Raw genomic sequence first — 15,228 nt, forward strand, 5'->3', positions numbered from 1 at the left:
CACGCTAGGGGAAGGGATCAGCCCCCTGCCCGGACCCTGCCCGATGCCGCCCTTCGACCCGCGCCTGGCGGAGACCTACCCGGCCGTGATCGGCTGCGACGAGGTTGGGCGGGGGGCCCTCTGCGGCCCGGTGATCGTCGCGGCGGTGTGGTTCGCGCCGGCTGCATTCCCGCCCGAGCTTCTGGCGCGTCTCGACGACAGCAAGCGCCTGAAGGCGGCCGAGCGCGAGGCGTTGACTCCACTCATCCGGGCGCGCGCCCGCGTCGCGGTGGCGGCCGGATCGCGCGCGCTGGTGGACCGGATCAACGTCCGCGCCGCCACCCTCGACGCCATGCGGCGCGCGGTCCTCGGCCTGCATCTCGACGCACCGGTCTGGGTCGACGGCCGCGACACGATTCCGGGACTCGCCCTCCCCGGCCGCGCCGTGGTGGGCGGCGACCGGCTGGTGCCGCAGATCGCCGCCGCCTCCATCGTGGCCAAGACCCTGCGCGACGCATTGATGCGTCGGCTGGCCGGGCGCTACCCGGACTACGGCTGGGCGAGCAACGTCGGCTACGGCACGCGCACCCATCTCGCCGGCCTCGCACACCGCGGCCGCTCGCCCCATCATCGGCTCAGCTTCACGCGCGCCTACGATCTCAGAACAGGCTCAACTGGTCGCGCGGAACCCTGAACAGGTCGACGCGCAGGCGACGACGGACTTCGGGATAGCCGAGGCGCTGCCGGGCGAGCCGCATGCGCTGGCGGATCAGGTCGGCATAGGCGCCGGTGCCGGTCATCCGCGTGCCGAAAGCGGCGTCATAGGCCTTTCCGCCCCGCGCGGCGCGGACCAGCGACATGACGTGGCGCTGGCGACCTGGGTAATGCTCGGCGAACCAGTCGTTCACCAGGTCATCGAGTTCGAGCGGCAGGCGTAGGAGTACGTGGCTCGCCTCCACGGCGCCGAGCGCCCGGGCCCGGGCGAGGATCGCCTCGAGCTCGTGGTCGTTCAACGAAGGGATGATCGGCGCGGCGATGACCATCACGGGAATGCCCGCGGCGCTCAGGCGGGCGATCGCGTCCAGGCGCTTTTGCGGATGCGGCGCGCGGGGCTCCAGCCGGCGTGCCAGGACGGGATCGAGGGTGGTCACCGAGATCGCGACCTTCACGAGACCGTCGCGCGTGAGGTCGGTGAGGAGGTCGAGATCGCGCACGACGAGATTCGATTTCGTCACGATGCCGACCGGGTGGCGGAACCGCGCCAGGACCTCCAGCACCGCGCGGGTGACGCGATGCTCCCGTTCGATCGGCTGGTAGGGATCGGTGACGGTGCCCAGGGCGATGGTGGCGGGACGGTAGCCCGGTGCCGACAACTCCGCTTCGAGCAGAGCGCCGGCACCCACCTTCCGGAACAGCTTGGTCTCGAAGTCGAGGCCCGGTGACAGGCCGACATAGGCGTGGTTCGGACGAGCGAAGCAGTAGACGCAGCCGTGCTCGCAGCCGCGGTAGGGATTGATCGAGCGATCGAACGAGATGTCGGGCGAGGTGTTGCGGGTGATCAGCGTGCGGGCATGCTCCGGCCGCACCTCGGTCCGGACGGGGACCGCCTCCTCGTTGCCGGACCAGCCGTCGTCGAAGGTTTCCCGTCGGGCCGCCTCGTACTGTCCGCTCGGATTGGCCGTGGCACCCCGGCCCCGCCGCCCCATCGGCTGCGGTGTGGTCTCGCCGAGGCGTCGCGCAGCCGCGGGGCCGGCGGACGATGGGCGAGTGGCGTCTGCTGGCATGGGCGGGGTTCATCCGTTGAGATCGGACGAGAACGTATCATGAACAAATCTTCGGAGCGCTGCAAAAATTTCAGGCAGAACGCGTGTCGTGTCGCGTTTCTACCCATTTGCGTCCTCTGCGTCGCCGCGAGGTGGCTTGGCGCTACGCGAAAATACGGTATGCGCGCGCATGCTTTCGGCTCTCATCTCCGTGGCGCGGCCTGCCGACCCCGATTCCGTCGATCACCTCGCCGATACGCTAGGCGCGCTGGTTGCCGGAGTTGCGGCGGGACTCGTCGGTGACGCGGTGATCGTCGTGCCGGTCGCGAATGCGATGATCGAGGCCGTGGCCGAGGCGACCGGCGCGACGGTCGTTCTGCGTGGTCGTGGGTCGTCGCCCTGGTCGGCCGGTGCGAAGATCGCGCGCCGGGACTGGGTCCTGTGTCTCGAGGCCGGCGATGTTCCCGCCGAGGGTTGGATCCGTCTTCTGGATCGCTTCATTGGGACGGCCCGCCCGGAGGTGTCTTTGGCCCGCTTGCGCCGCCCCCATACCGGCCTGCCGGCACGCCTGGCCGCCGGAGGGGAGCGCGTCATCGGCGTGAACGCTCCACGCCCAGGCGATCTGGTGCGCCGCGAACGCCTGCTGGTGGGCCCGAAATTCATCCGCCGTTTGAAGGCCCGTCCGCTCGCGGCGCGCCTCGACCGGGCGTAATCGCCGCGGATCGCGGGTCGACCGTCCCGCCTACACCGAGATAGAAGCGCCGCGACGCAGGTGCTCGTCCAGGCGGGGCATGATCTCGACGAAGTTGCAGGGCCGATGGCGATAGTCGAGCTGCGCGGCCAGGATGCCGTCCCAGGCGTCGCGGCAGGCGCCGGGAGAGCCGGGTAGAACGAAGATGTATGTCGCGTTCGCGACGCCCGCCGTGGCGCGCGACTGCAAGGTCGAGGTTCCGATCTTGTCGTAGGAAATGCGGTGGAAGACGGCCGAGAAACCATCCATGCGCTTCTCGAACAGGGGCTCGATGGCCTCGGGCGTCACGTCGCGACCCGTGAAACCGGTGCCGCCCGTGGTGATGACCACGTCGACGGCTGGGTCACGGCTCCAGCGCTCGACCTGTCCGCGGATCGCCTCGACCTCGTCGGGGACGATGGCGCGGGCGGCCAGGGTGTGCCCCGCTGCCGTGAGGCGCTCGACGAGGGTGTCGCCGGAGCGGTCGTCCCCCTCGCTGCGGGTATCCGATACCGTGAGGACCGCGATGGCCAGCGGGATGAAGCTGCGGGTCTTGTCGGATGCGACCATCTTGGAATGCCTTCAACCGAACGCGAGCGGGACGGGACTGATCCTACGCGAAAGTCCCGCCCCCCGACAGCGCGCCGGCTGCAGCTCAGTTCCGCGCGGCCCGGAACGTGTCGCAGGATTTCGTCTGTCCGCTGCGATAGCCGGTCATGAACCAGCGCATCCGCTGCTCGGATGAGCCGTGCGTGAAGGAATCCGGCACGGCATACCCCTGCGACTGCTTCTGAAGCTTGTCGTCGCCGATGGCGCTCGCCGCCTGCATCGCCTCTTCGATGTCGCCCTGCTCCAGAGCGTTATACTTGTCGTTGGAATTCTTGGCCCAGACGCCCGCGAGGCAGTCGGCCATGAGCTCGGTGCGCACGGACAGCTGGTTCGCCTCGGTCTTGCTCGACGCGTTCTGCTGGCGGCCCTGGACCTTGCCGAGAATGCCGAGTTCGTCCTGCACGTGGTGGCCGACCTCGTGGGCGATGACGTAGGCGTAGGCAAAGTCGCCCTTCACGCCGAACTTCTGCTCCATCTCCTTGAAGAACGAAGTGTCGAGATAGACCTTCTTGTCGATCGGACAGTAGAACGGCCCCATGGCGGCCTGGGCCGAGCCGCAGCCGCTGCGGGTGCCGCCGGTGTAGAGCACCATCGCGGTCGGGCGGTACTGGCGGCCCGTCTGGTTCGGCAGGACCTCCTTCCACACGTCCTCGGTGTTGCCGAGGATCGCGGCGGCGAAGCGCCCGCTCTCGTCCGTCGGCTTGGTCTTGCGCTGGGCCTGGGTCTGGGTCTGGGGGTCGACCTGCTCCTGGCGCGGGCGTCCGCCGCCGGACATCTGCTCGGCACCGCCGATCAGGACCGCCGGGTTGATGCCCGTGACCCAGCCGATGATGCACAGGATCACGATGGTGCCGATGCCAAGGCCACCGGCTCCGCCGCCGGGAAAGCCGAACCCACCACCGCCGCCACCTTCGCCGCGCCGATCCTCGACATTGTCCGACGAGCGGAAATCTTCCCAGCGCATGATCTCGTTACACCCTGTCCGGCCACGCGGCGTCACACACGGCCGCGTGAAGTAAGTCGCAGCTACGGGATACGGTTCCGCTTGGGCGCCGGCCCGAGCGGGCTCAGGCCTTCCCGTCGAGGGCGGCGCGCAAGGTCCGGAAGTCCCGCCAGGCGAGGCGCTTCTGCAGCGGCTGGCGAAGGAGATAGGCCGGATGCAGCGTCGCCAGGGCACGGATCTCGCGGCTCCCGACGCGGTAGGGGTAGAAGCGACCGCGCGCCTTCAAGATGCCGTCCTTGGTGCCGGTGATCGCCTGCGTCGCCGGGCTGCCGAGGCAAACGATGAGGTCCGGATCGGCGAGTTCGATCTGCCGTTCGATGAACGGCCTGCAGATCGAGACCTCCTGCGGGGTCGGGTTGCGGTTCCCCGGCGGCCGCCACGGCACGATGTTGGTGACGTAAGCGTTCGTCCGGTCGATGCCGATGGCCGCCATCATGCGGTCGAGAAGCTTGCCCGAACGGCCCATGAAGGGTTTGCCGACGCGGTCCTCGTCGGCCCCCGGGGCCTCGCCGATGAACATCAGCTTCGCCGCCGGATTGCCGTCGGCGAAGACGAGGTTCTTGGCGGTGAATTTCAGCGGGCAACCATCGAAGCCGGCGAGCAGCGCCTCCAGCTCGTCGAGGCTCTGCACGTCGCGGGCCCGCGCACGGGCATCGCCGGCCGCCTCCCCCGGCTTGGACGCGGCCGACTGGCCGAAGGTCCGGGCCGGCGGCGGGGCCGCGCCGCGCTGGGGCAAATCGGCCAGAACCATGCCGGCGCCGGGCAAGGGTGGGCGCGGCGGGGCCGGTGCGTCGCGCAAAGGCGCGGGCCGTGCGGGGGGCGCCATCATCGGCTCGGGCGCCTCGGCCTCCGAGAAGCGATCGTGGGGCGCCTCGTCGAGGAAGAGGTCGAGTCCGGCCTCGACGTGAAAATCGAGGCTGGCGATGAGATCCCGCTGTCGGTCGTCGCTCTGGCTCATGATCCCGATGTGGCGCCTCACGCAGTTGTGGACAACCGGGCGTGCGACGCTGCGCACTGCCTTTTGAACCGCGCGACATCGTCACCCGCTGCCCCCGAGACCTTGGCGCCGCTTGCGTTCTCAGGTTGGAATGGGTTGAGAGTGATCGCCGGACACGGGATCGTCGGTCCATAGACGGACGATCGGGACGAATGACGAGGGCCCCGCGGCAGAGCAGGGCCTCACAGGAGGATGACGGATGGCGCTGCCCGAACGCGAGGCGATGGAATTCGACGTGGTCATCGTGGGGGCCGGGCCGGCCGGGCTCGCGACCGCCATCCGCCTCAAGCAGTTATCCGCCGATGCCAGCATCGTCGTGGTGGAGAAGGGCTCAGAGGTCGGTGCCCACATCCTGTCGGGCGCGGTGATCGATCCCTCGGGCCTCGACGGCCTGCTGCCCGGCTGGCGCCAGGACGAGGCGCGCCCGCTCAAGACGGCGGTCGCGCGCGACGAGTTCATGTTCCTGACCAAGAACAGCGGCCTCACCATGCCAAACCTGTTCTTCCCCAAGCTGATGTCGAACCACGGCAACTTCGTCGGCTCGCTCTCGAACGTGACGAAGTATCTCGGCGCCAAGGCCGAGGAGCTCGGCGTCGAGATCTACCCGGGCTTCCCGGCATCCGAGGTGCTTTACGACGAATCCGGCGTCGTCGTGGGCGTCGCCACGGGCGACCTCGGCATCGGCAAGTCCGGTGAGCCGCGCGACGACTACACCCGCGGCATGGAGTTGCGGGCCAAGTACACGGTCTTCGGTGAGGGCGCGCGCGGATCGCTGACCAAGACGGTGATCGATCGCTTCAAGCTCAACGCTTACAGCGACCACCAGAAGTACGGCCTCGGCGTCAAGGAACTCTGGCAGCTCGCCCCTGACAAGTTCCAGGCCGGCCTCGTGCAGCACACCATGGGCTGGCCCCTGCCGAACAAGGCCGGCGGCGGCTCCTGGCTCTACCATTTCGACGACGGCCTGCTCTCGGTCGGCTTCGTCACGCACCTGAACTACGAGAATCCGACCCTTTCGCCGTTCGAGGAGTTCCAGCGCTTCAAGACCCACCCGATGATCGCCGAGACCTTCGACGGGGCCAAGCGCATCGGCTACGGCGCGCGCGCCATCATGGAGGGCGGCTGGCAGTCGGTGCCGAAGCTCGTGTTCCCGGGCGGCTGCCTCGTGGGCGACTCCGCCGGCTTCGTGAACGTGCCCCGCATCAAGGGCTCGCACAATGCGGTCCTCTCCGGCATGCAGGCGGCCGAGGCCCTGGCGCAGGCACTCGAATCCGGCCGGCAGGGCGACGAGCTCGAGACCTACGAGAACGGCTGGCGCGACAGCGCCATCGGCCAGGATCTGAAGCGCGTGCGCAACGTCAAGCCGCTCTGGTCGAAGTACGGCACGCTCGTCGGCGTCGGGCTCGGCGGGCTCGACATGTGGTCGAACACCATCCTGGACGCCTCGCCCTTCGGAACGCTGCGCCACGGGAAGCCGGACCACGCGACGCTGAAGCCGCTGAGCGAGGTGAAGCCGATCGTCTATCCCAAGCCCGACGGCAAGCTGACCTTCGACCGACTCTCCTCGGTCTACCTGTCGAACACCAACCACGAGGAGGACCAGCCGGCCCACCTCAAGGTGCGGAACATGGAGCTGCAGAAGGCCTCCGAGCACGACGTCTACGGTGGCCCGTCTGCCCGCTACTGTCCGGCCGGCGTCTACGAATGGGTGGAGGATGCCGGCGCCAGCGACGGCGTACGCTACCAGATCAACGCCCAGAACTGCGTCCACTGCAAGACCTGCGACATCAAGGATCCGAACCAGAACATCAACTGGGAGACCCCGGAAGGACCGGGCGGGCCGAACTACCCGAACATGTGAGGGGGCCGGTCCGCCGCCCGGATCACGGTCGAATGAGGGGGGATGGCGGGCGCAGGGGCCGCCATCCTTATGCCTTGCGAGGATGGCGGTAAGAGTCCAGTGTCCCGCCCCGAACGAGCCCGGCCACCGAGATGGCCGGTGCGCAGGAGCCGTGATCGGTGCCCATGAACGGAACAGCCAAAACCAGCCGGACCGGCCGCCGGGTCCTCTCGGCCCTCGCCGTCTGCCTCGCGAACTCGCCGGCGGCCTACGCGGCTCAGCCGCGGGAATCCGCTCCGATCTCCGAATACGAGCCCGCGGAGTCGCTGGAGGGCAACTTCCTCTCGGCCTACATCGCCGGTGCCTCCAAGGACACCGCAGCCGCCGCGAGCTACTACCGCGAGGCCGTGAAGGCCGATCCCCGCAACGCCGAGCTGCTGGAGCGCGCCTTCGTGTCGCTGCTCGCCGACGGCTCCCTGCCGGACGCCTTCCGGGCCGCCGAACGGCTGACCAGCCGCGACGGCTCGAACGGCCTCGCCCAGCTCGCCCTCGGCGTGCGCCAGATCAAGGCGGGACAGTTCGCCCAGGCCCGCCAGAACTTCGCGCGCAGCGGCCGGGGGGCCGCCGCCGACCTGACCGGGACGCTGCTCACCGCGTGGGCCTTCGCCGGGGCCAACGACGGCAAGCGCGCGCTGGAGACCATCAACAAGCTCAAGGGCGAACGCTACTACAACACCTTCCGCGACTTCCATGCCGGGCTGATCGCCAGCCTCGTCGGCGATCAGGCGGAAGCCGAGCGCCGCCTCAAGGCCGCCTACGACGCCGACCGCAACACCCTGCGCATCGTCGACGCCTATGCGCGCTTCGAGGCCCAGGCCGGCCGCACCGACCTCGCGATCCAGGCCTATACCGAGTTCGACAAGCTGCTGCCGCGCCACCCCATCGTGCGCGATGCCCTGACCAAGCTGAAGGAGGGCAAACCCCTCAGCCGCCTCGTCAACTCGGCGCAGGAGGGCGCGGGCGAGGTGCTGTACGGTCTCGGCTCGGCCGGCTCGACCCAGGGCGACGAACTGCCGGCGGTGGTCTACCTGCGCCTCGCCCTCTACCTCGCCCCCGAGCACGCCCTCGCGCGGCTCACCCTTGCCGACATCCTCGACCGGATGAAGCAGACCGAGCGGGCCAACGAGGCCTATTCGCAGATCCCCACCACCTCGCCCCTGCGCCTCAATGCCGACGTCCAGGTCGGACTGAACCTGGAGCAGATGGGCAAGGGCGACGAGGCCATCGCCCATCTCGATGCCGCGATGAAGGCGCATCCGGACGACATCGACGTCGTCACGGCGCTCGGCAACGTCCAGCGTTCGCGCAAGAAGTACGAGGAGGCGGCGGAGACCTACAGCCGTGCCATCGCGCTGATCGGCGACAAGCCGGCCGCGAATTATTGGACGACGTTCTACTTCCGGGGAACCGCCTACGAGCGCGCCAAGCAGTGGCCGAAGGCCGAGGCCGACCTGAAGAAGGCCCTTGAGCTGGTTCCCGCGAGCCAGCCCGGCGCCCGGGCCCAGGTGCTGAACTACCTCGCCTATTCTTGGGTCGACCAGAACATGAACATCGACGAGGCCTTCACGATGCTGAAGCAGGCCGTCGATGCGGCCCCGCGCGACGGCATGATCATCGACAGCCTGGGTTGGGCCTATTTCCGCCTCGGCCGCTGGGACGACGCGGTGCGCGAGCTGGAAAAGGCGATCGAGCTGAAGCCCGGCGATCCGACCATCAACGACCACCTGGGCGACGCCTACTGGCGCGCCGGGCGTCGCCTGGAGGGCAAGTTCCAATGGCAGCACGCCAAGGACCTGAACCCAGAGCCGGACGACCTCGAGAAGATCAATGCCAAGCTCAAGGACGGCTTGCCGGAACTCGAGAAGCCCGCCGCCACCGCCGAGAATCCGCTCGAGAGCAAGGTGAACCCCGAGCTGCCGAAGGGCGCCCCGGCCCCGAACGAGCCCCCGGGCGCGGCCGATAAGAAGAGCGGCGGTTGATCGGCCCGAAGGCTTGACGGAATGCGCGTCGCGGGGCCAGACCGGCCCCGCGACTGCCCGACCCGTGAGCCCCGAGTGTCCGTGCCCCTCCTCGTCACCCGCGCTCCGGCGAAAATCAACCTCACCCTTCACGTCCTCGGCCGCCGGGCCGGCGACGGCTATCACGAGCTCGAAAGTCTCGTGGTCTTCACCGGCGCCGGCGACACGCTCAGCCTGGAGCCGGGTCCCGACCTGGCGCTGACCGTTTCGGGGCCGACGGCCGGCCCGGCCGGCCCCCTCGACGACAACCTCGTCATCCGCGCGGCGCGTCACCTCGCCCGCCTTCGTCCCGGTCTCCGCCAGGGCACCTTCCATCTTGTGAAGCGCCTGCCCGTCGCCGCAGGCATCGGCGGCGGCTCCTCCGACGCCGCGGCGGCCCTGCGCCTTCTGGGCCGCCTGAACGACATCGCCCCCGACGATCCGGACTTGATCGCGGCCGCCCGTGCCACCGGCGCCGATGTCCCGGTCTGTCTCGTCCCACGCGCCCGCATGATGGCGGGCGCCGGCGAAGCCGTCGGACCCGCCCTGGATATGACCCCGCTGCCGGCGGTCCTCATCAATCCGGGCGTCCCGGTCGAGACTGCGCCGGTGTTCCGCGCGCTCGGGCTCGGGGTCGGCGATCGCCACGGCACCGGCGCGCATCCCGTCATCGCCCCCGGTCTCGGGGCGGAGGCCCTCCTGCGCGCGATCACCCCTGCCCGCAACGACCTCGAAACCCCGGCGCGGAGCCTCGCCCCGGTAATCGACGTGGCGCTCGGGGCCCTGCGGGCCGCCCCCGGATGCCGCTTGGCGCGAATGTCGGGGTCCGGCGCGACGGTGTTCGGAATTTTCGGGCATCGGTCCGAGGCGGCCCGCGCCGCACGCAGCATCGCGGCAGTTCATCCAGGCTGGTGGGTCACGGCAGTAATGCTGCGCTAAGCATTCGCCCTCTTGGTGGGATAGCAACTTTCCGTGCAACGGCGCCGACTTCAGACGTCAGCTTTACGCTCGCTCAAGGTTTGAGGCTGCAGGATCGGCGCGCGCAAGGAGCGGTGCATGCCCGACCAAAAAAACAACTCGTGGGGAGAGGGCGAGCTCCGAGAACTCCTGTGCCTGATGATGATCGGCTCCTGCATCTGGATCGTCGGCACCCAGCTGGGGTTCTTCACGGTTCTCATCGACGCGACCCGGACGCATCAGCTTCAAGATCTGCTGATGCTGTCCCTTTGCATGAGCCTAGGCGTGGTCGTGGCGGCCATCCGCAAGTCGTTCAAGCTGCGCAAGGCGATGCAGGATCGGGACGGGGCCGAGGCGCATGCCGAGGCCGTCGCACGCCACGATGCGATGACGGGTCTCGCCAACCGCCGGCTGTTCGGCGAAACCCTCGCGGCGCGCATCCGCGTGGCCACCGGTCTCCCGCGGGTCGCCGTGATGCTGATCGATCTCGACCGCTTCAAGCCGGTGAACGACGTCCATGGTCATGCCGCGGGCGACGCCGTCCTCTGCGTCATCGCCGATCGCCTTCGGGCCCTCGCGCCGCCCCAGAGCCTCGTCGCGCGCCTCGGGGGCGATGAGTTCGCTCTTCTTCTCGATACCGACAGCGATCCGGAAGCTCTGGCGCGGCTCGCGCAGGGCATCATCGCCTCGCTCTCTCAGCCGATCGCCTGGACCCAGAGCCGTCTCGAGATCGGCGCCACCATCGGAATCGCGACGGCGACGGAGGAGAGCCGCACCGCCGAGGCGCTGCTGCACGCCGCCGATGTCGCCATGTACCAGGGCAAGCGGGATGGGCGCGGGACCTACCGGTTCTTCCATCTCGACATGGGTCAGGCCCTGAAGGCACGCGCCCGACTTGAAGGGGAATTGCGGGTCGGCATCGAGCAGGGCGAGATCGAGCCGTTCTACCAGCCGGTGGTGTCGCTGCCCGGCCGCGATCTCATTGGGTTCGAGGTGCTGGCCCGCTGGAATCATCCCCGGCTGGGCGTCCTGACCCCGGCCGATTTCATCAGCCTGGCCGAGGAGACCGGTCTGATCGCCGAACTCACCTGGTCGCTGATGCGCCGGGCCTGCCGGGACGCTCGGCTCTGGCCGGCCCATCTCCAGCTGGCGATCAACATCTCACCGCTGCAGCTGCGCGATCCGCACCTGCCCGAGCAGATCCTCGGCATCCTGACGGAGACGGGGTTCGCACCGGGACGCCTGGAGATCGAGATCACCGAGACGGCCCTGGTCAACGATCTCGAAGCGGCGCGGACCGCCCTGAAGTCGCTCCAGAGCTTTGGCGTCCGCATCGCCCTCGACGATTTCGGGACCGGATATTCCAGCCTCTACCATCTGCGCGAACTGCAGTTCGACAAGCTGAAGATCGATCGCAGCTACGTGGAATCGATGCGGCTGAGCAGCGAGCGCGCCAAGCTCGTGGATGCGATCATCGCCCTGGGCTCCAGCCTCGGCCTTCTCACCACGGCCGAGGGCATCGAGAGCGGGACCAGCGTCGATTGGCTTGCCGGCCAGGGGTGCACCTACGGCCAGGGCTACCTCTTCGGGCGACCCATGGACAAGGCCACCACCGACGGTCTTCTCACGCAATGGTCCGACGACGCTGGCCGGATCGTGATCGCGCCGTCCCCGGCCGAAACGTCCGAGGTCACCGATTGCGAGCGCGTGGCCCTCGCTCCGCCGCCGGTCATGCGCCAGGCGGCAGCCTGACGATCCGACGCTGCGCCGGGACGCTCAGTGCGCCCGGGCAATGCAGAAGTCGACGACCTGCAGCAGGGCGTGCTTCATCGGGCTCGGTGCAAACGTCTTCAGGGCATCCCGGGCCCGGTCGCCGTACAGGCGGGCGCGCGCCATCGTTTCCTCCAGGGCGCCGTGACGCCGCAGGATGGCGCGCGCTGTTTCGAGATCGTTGTCCGTGACCTCGCCGAGTTCGAGCGTCCGCTTCCAAAAGCCGCGCTCGCTACCCGTGGCACGACGCACCGCCAGGACGATGGGCAGCGTGATCTTGCCCTCGCGAAAATCGTCGCCGACATTCTTGCCCAGGGTATCGCTGGTGCCGCCGTAATCGAGGACGTCGTCGATGAGCTGGAAGGCGATGCCGAGGTTCATGCCGTAGGCGCGGCAGGCTGCCTGCTCGGCGGCGTCGCGCTGAGCCAGGACCGGACCGACCTCGCAGGCAGCGGCGAACAACTCCGCCGTCTTAGCGCTGATCACCGCGAGATACTCGGCCTCGCTCGTTTCTGTGTTCTTCGCCGCGGTGAGCTGCATCACCTCGCCCTCGGCGATGATGGTGGCCGCCGCCGACAGGATGTCGAGGGCCTTCAGCGATCCGACCTCCACCATCATGCGGAAGGCTTGGCCGAGGAGGAAATCGCCCACCAGGACGCTGGCCTCGTTCCCCCACTTGATGCGGGCCGCCACCTTGCCGCGACGCATGTCGCTGCCGTCGACCACATCGTCGTGCAGGAGGGTCGCGGTGTGCATGAACTCGACGCTGGCGGCGAGCTTCACCGCGCCGTCGCCGACATAGTGGCAGAGATCGGCGGTCGCGAGCGTGAGGATCGGCCGAAGGCGCTTGCCGCCCGAGGAGATCAGGTGGTTGGCGACTTCGGGAATCATCTGGACGTCGGATCCGGTGCGGGACAGGATCGTCGCGTTGACGCGCTCCATCCCACCGGACACCAGGGCGACGAGGTCGGCCAGGCTCGCCTCGGGATCGGGACTTCTCTCATCGATCGGAACTACGACGCCCAAGACCTTGAGGCCTCCCGCTTCCCTACGCCAACGCGGCGCGATCCAATCGACCGCGTCCGTGACACCCCATCGCATGCGCCCGGAGACGCTGCAACACGCACCATGCCGCAAGCTATACATCCGTAGGCGGTGCCCGGGATGGCGCCGGGGAGAGCTTGTATGACCGAACTCATTCGCAGCAACGACGTGGTCCTGATCAGGTTCGCCCAGTCGATCCTGGAGGCCGCAGCCATTCCGGCCCTCGTCGCCGACCAGCACATGAGCCTTCTCGAAGGCTCCATCGGCGCCTTCGCGCGGCGTCTCCTGGTGCCGCGGGATCAGGCGATGCAGGCGCGCCGCCTCCTCACGGATGCGGGCCTCGCCCACGAGTTGCGGGATGCCTGAGCCCGGGGCCGATCTCTGGCTCGGCGGACGGCTTCGCCTGATCCAGCCGCCGCGCGGCGCGCATCGGGCCGGCACGGACGCGGTCCTTCTGGCGGGGCTCCTGGCACCCGAGCCCGGTGCGGTCGTCTGCGACGTCGGGGCGGCGAGCGGTGCGGTGGGCCTCGCGGTGGCCCTGCGGAGCCCCGACTGCCGCGTGGTGCTGGTGGAACGCGACCCGGACCTGGCGGCTTACGCCCGGTGCAACGCCGAGGCGAATGGCTTGGTTAACCGGACGACGGTCATCGAGGCGGACGTGCTGGCGCCCGGACTGCGTCGGCAGGCCGATGGCCTGACGCCCGGCCTCGCCGACCTCCTCCTGACGAACCCGCCCTACTTCGAGCCCGGACGGCACCGGCCCTCCCCCGTGATCGGCAAAGCCAGCGCGCATACCTTTTCGGACGGCGGGATCGAGGCCTGGATGCGCAGCTGCGTCGATCTGCTCCGCCCACAGGGTCGGCTCGGCCTGATCCACCGGGCGGATCACCTCCCCGCCTGCCTCGACGCCGCCCGCGGCCGCTTCGGCGCGCTGGCGATCCGGCCGGTCCACGCCAAGCGGAATCAGCCGGCGATCCGCATCCTCGTGAGCGGCGTGAAGGGAAGCCGGGCTCCGCTGCGGCTCCTGCCGCCCGTCGTCCTTCATGACGACGAGGGCCGCTTCACCCCGCACGCCGCGGCCCTTCACGAGGGTCGCGGGTGGGTCGATGCCGGCGTCGAGGTCTCCTGAGGGGCGCGCTCAGTAGAACGTCCGGACCCGATAAGGCCGATGCCAGCCGTGATGGCGGTGGCCCCAGCCGTGGTGCCGGCGCCAATGGTGGCGGCGATACCCGTGGTGGCGATGGTGCCAGTGCCGGCGGTGATGCCAATGACGCCGATGTCCGTGCCACCGGGCCTGCGCCACCAGGGGGGCCTGCGCACCGGCCTCGATACCCGCCACGGGCATCGGCGCGGCGGTCGCCGTCGCTCCAAATCCCATCGCACCGGCCAGCATGCCGAGTGCCAGGGCCATCCAACGCATCATGCGCATGGTCGCGTCTCCTTCGCTGCTGCGCGGGCCTCCCCGGGAGGCGCGCGGGCCGCCACGATGCGGCGGCGTGAGGCGACAACGGCGACGCTGGCAAAAGGGTTCGCCCCGCCCCACCTCACCGCTCGAGCGATCCTGCCCTCCGTGGCCGACGCGCAACACCCTTCCGCTCCTCCGATCCGAGTCGAGGCCGCATGCCCGTTTCCCTGCCTGGTCCCCTGCGCGCGCTGCTTCCCCGACGCTGGCGCCGTGCGGAGCCGCGCGTCGCCGTCCTGCGGCTCAGCGGGGCGATCGGCGCCGTGTCGCCGTTCCGCGCCGGACTTTCGATCGGCAGTCTCGCGAGCAGCCTCGATCGCGCCTTCGCGACGCCCGGCATCGCCGCTGTCGCGCTGGTCATCAACTCACCCGGCGGCGCTCCGGCGCAATCGCACCTGATCCATCAGCGCATCCGCGCCCTGGCGGTCGAGAAGAAGCTCCCGGTCCTGGCCTTCGTGGAGGATGTGGCGGCGTCCGGCGGCTACATGATCGCCTGCGCGGCCGACGAGATCATCGCCGATCCGATGTCGCTGGTCGGATCGATCGGCGTCGTCTCGGCCGGGTTCGGATTCGATCGGCTGATCGAGCGCATCGGCATCGATCGCCGGGTGCACACCCAGGGCGAGGCCAAAGGGATGCTCGACCCGTTCCGTCCGGAGGATCCGGCCGACGTGGCGCGTCTCAAGGCCATCCAGACGGACGTGCAGGCCCTATTCACGGCCCTCGTCGGCGCCCGCCGCCCGAAGCTCGCGCCTAATGGCGAGAACCTGTTCACGGGGGCTGTCTGGACCGGCCAGCAGGCGCTACCGCTGGGTCTCGTCGACGGCCTGGGGGATGCCCGCTCGACCCTGCAGGCACGCTACGGCGACAAGGTCGACCTCGTCTTTATCGCCGAGAAGAAGGGCTCGCTCGTCGCCCGACTGTTGCGGCGCTCGGCGCCCGGCAGCAGCGTCGCGGGCGAAGTCCTGGCAGCGATCGAGGATCGCGCGGCCTTCGCCCGCTACGGCTTGTAGGATC

Annotated in this window: 15 protein-coding genes; 9 read left to right on the forward strand and 6 right to left on the reverse strand. The window is 69.3% G+C overall.

Annotation, left to right across the window (positions count from 1 at the left end; translation table 11 throughout):
• The first annotated feature begins 43 nt into the window (after window positions 1–43).
• Window positions 44–673 carry a ribonuclease HII gene (gene rnhB / locus AC6EUL_RS03120; protein WP_499868783.1) on the forward strand — a complete coding sequence of 210 codons (630 nt, stop codon included), beginning with the start codon at window positions 44–46 and terminating at the stop codon, window positions 671–673.
• On the opposite strand, the gene AC6EUL_RS03125 is transcribed toward rnhB, so the two are convergent.
• The gene (locus AC6EUL_RS03125; RefSeq protein ID WP_499868784.1) at window positions 639–1,763 is read right to left on the reverse strand and encodes a PA0069 family radical SAM protein; all 1,125 of its coding nucleotides are present in this window, start codon (window positions 1,761–1,763) and stop codon (window positions 639–641) included. The two genes, rnhB and AC6EUL_RS03125, sit on opposite strands and share 35 nt — an antisense overlap.
• 169 nt (window positions 1,764–1,932) lie before the next feature.
• On the opposite strand from AC6EUL_RS03125, the gene AC6EUL_RS03130 reads away from it, so the two are divergent.
• On the forward strand, window positions 1,933–2,454 hold the full coding sequence (locus AC6EUL_RS03130; protein WP_499868785.1) for a hypothetical protein: 522 nt from the start codon (window positions 1,933–1,935) through the stop codon (window positions 2,452–2,454).
• A 30-nt stretch (window positions 2,455–2,484) separates the two neighbouring features.
• Here AC6EUL_RS03130 and moaB read toward each other — a convergent pair whose 3' ends face one another.
• The 3 genes from moaB to AC6EUL_RS03145 all read right to left on the reverse strand — a co-directional run bounded on the left by moaB (window position 2,485) and on the right by AC6EUL_RS03145 (window position 5,042).
• Window positions 2,485–3,042 carry a molybdenum cofactor biosynthesis protein B gene (gene moaB, locus AC6EUL_RS03135; protein WP_499868786.1) on the reverse strand — a complete coding sequence of 186 codons (558 nt, stop codon included), beginning with the start codon at window positions 3,040–3,042 and terminating at the stop codon, window positions 2,485–2,487.
• An 85-nt stretch (window positions 3,043–3,127) separates the two neighbouring features.
• Complete coding sequence (gene ypfJ, locus AC6EUL_RS03140; protein ID WP_499868787.1) at window positions 3,128–4,045, reverse strand: KPN_02809 family neutral zinc metallopeptidase; 918 nt, start codon at window positions 4,043–4,045, stop codon at window positions 3,128–3,130.
• A 103-nt stretch (window positions 4,046–4,148) separates the two neighbouring features.
• Window positions 4,149–5,042: a uracil-DNA glycosylase gene (locus tag AC6EUL_RS03145; protein ID WP_499868897.1), complete on the reverse strand. Its 894-nt coding sequence runs from the start codon at window positions 5,040–5,042 to the stop codon at window positions 4,149–4,151.
• A gap of 238 nt (window positions 5,043–5,280) precedes the next feature.
• On the opposite strand from AC6EUL_RS03145, the gene AC6EUL_RS03150 reads away from it, so the two are divergent.
• The 4 genes from AC6EUL_RS03150 to AC6EUL_RS03165 all read left to right on the forward strand — a co-directional run bounded on the left by AC6EUL_RS03150 (window position 5,281) and on the right by AC6EUL_RS03165 (window position 11,687).
• A complete protein-coding gene (locus AC6EUL_RS03150) occupies window positions 5,281–6,942 on the forward strand; it encodes an electron transfer flavoprotein-ubiquinone oxidoreductase (RefSeq protein WP_056210961.1) in 1,662 nt (553 codons plus the stop codon).
• Window positions 6,943–7,106: 164 nt separating this feature from the next.
• On the forward strand, window positions 7,107–8,960 hold the full coding sequence (locus AC6EUL_RS03155; RefSeq protein WP_499868788.1) for a tetratricopeptide repeat protein: 1,854 nt from the start codon (window positions 7,107–7,109) through the stop codon (window positions 8,958–8,960).
• A gap of 81 nt (window positions 8,961–9,041) precedes the next feature.
• Window positions 9,042–9,917 carry a 4-(cytidine 5'-diphospho)-2-C-methyl-D-erythritol kinase gene (locus tag AC6EUL_RS03160; RefSeq protein WP_499868899.1) on the forward strand — a complete coding sequence of 292 codons (876 nt, stop codon included), beginning with the start codon at window positions 9,042–9,044 and terminating at the stop codon, window positions 9,915–9,917.
• Between the two features lie 117 nt (window positions 9,918–10,034).
• Window positions 10,035–11,687, forward strand: a complete 1,653-nt coding sequence (locus AC6EUL_RS03165; protein WP_499868789.1) for a putative bifunctional diguanylate cyclase/phosphodiesterase — start codon at window positions 10,035–10,037, stop codon at window positions 11,685–11,687.
• A gap of 24 nt (window positions 11,688–11,711) precedes the next feature.
• Here AC6EUL_RS03165 and AC6EUL_RS03170 read toward each other — a convergent pair whose 3' ends face one another.
• A complete protein-coding gene (locus tag AC6EUL_RS03170) occupies window positions 11,712–12,731 on the reverse strand; it encodes a polyprenyl synthetase family protein (protein WP_499868790.1) in 1,020 nt (339 codons plus the stop codon).
• A 159-nt stretch (window positions 12,732–12,890) separates the two neighbouring features.
• Here AC6EUL_RS03170 and AC6EUL_RS03175 point away from each other — a divergent pair, with 159 nt between their 5' ends.
• A complete protein-coding gene (locus tag AC6EUL_RS03175) occupies window positions 12,891–13,115 on the forward strand; it encodes a putative signal transducing protein (RefSeq protein WP_499868791.1) in 225 nt (74 codons plus the stop codon).
• Window positions 13,108–13,878 carry a tRNA1(Val) (adenine(37)-N6)-methyltransferase gene (locus AC6EUL_RS03180; protein WP_499868792.1) on the forward strand — a complete coding sequence of 257 codons (771 nt, stop codon included), beginning with the start codon at window positions 13,108–13,110 and terminating at the stop codon, window positions 13,876–13,878. Before AC6EUL_RS03175 ends, AC6EUL_RS03180 begins: the two co-directional genes overlap by 8 nt.
• A gap of 9 nt (window positions 13,879–13,887) precedes the next feature.
• Here the strand turns inward: AC6EUL_RS03180 and AC6EUL_RS03185 are convergent, their stop codons facing one another.
• Window positions 13,888–14,178: a twin-arginine translocation (Tat) gene (locus AC6EUL_RS03185; RefSeq protein ID WP_200927201.1), complete on the reverse strand. Its 291-nt coding sequence runs from the start codon at window positions 14,176–14,178 to the stop codon at window positions 13,888–13,890.
• A gap of 191 nt (window positions 14,179–14,369) precedes the next feature.
• Here AC6EUL_RS03185 and AC6EUL_RS03190 point away from each other — a divergent pair, with 191 nt between their 5' ends.
• Window positions 14,370–15,224, forward strand: coding sequence for a S49 family peptidase (locus tag AC6EUL_RS03190; RefSeq protein WP_499868793.1), 855 nt, complete (start codon window positions 14,370–14,372; stop codon window positions 15,222–15,224).
• The last annotated feature ends 4 nt before the right edge of the window (window positions 15,225–15,228 follow it).

It is taken from the genome of Methylobacterium sp. 001424705 (genome assembly GCF_059816145.1).